The sequence below is a fragment of the Levilactobacillus parabrevis ATCC 53295 genome (assembly GCF_001434055.1).
GTDB classification, from domain to species: Bacteria; Bacillota; Bacilli; order Lactobacillales; family Lactobacillaceae; genus Levilactobacillus; species Levilactobacillus parabrevis.
This window is the reverse complement of record NZ_AZCZ01000118.1, coordinates 1-288: the sequence shown is the minus strand read 5'-3', so window position 1 is coordinate 288 and position 288 is coordinate 1. Positions and strand designations below refer to the sequence as shown.

Here is a 288-nt window from a genome sequence, read left to right as displayed (position 1 = left end):
TGTACAAAAAAGGGATATAGTCGCAGACCTATATCCATCCACTACCACATTTCAAGAAAGAGAAAGTGACTATATCCTATGACTAATGATACTAAAATTATCCTGGGGATAAAAGACCCCAACATCAAAAAGTTAAAAGTGATGAACCCCTTGGAAATGATGGGCCCACTTAAAGTGCAGGCAATTTTGGACTATCGTCCAAAAGCATGCCCCAAATGTGGTGTCTTAAACCAAAAAAGTATTATCAAATATGGCTGGCGCTGGGCCAATGTTAAATTGCCTCGAACT

Annotated in this window: 1 pseudogene; it reads left to right on the top strand. The window is 39.2% G+C overall.

The window, feature by feature from the left end:
- Positions 1-78 precede the first annotated feature (78 nt).
- A pseudogene (locus FD07_RS12700) lies at positions 79-288 on the top strand (ISL3 family transposase); the annotation flags it as partial.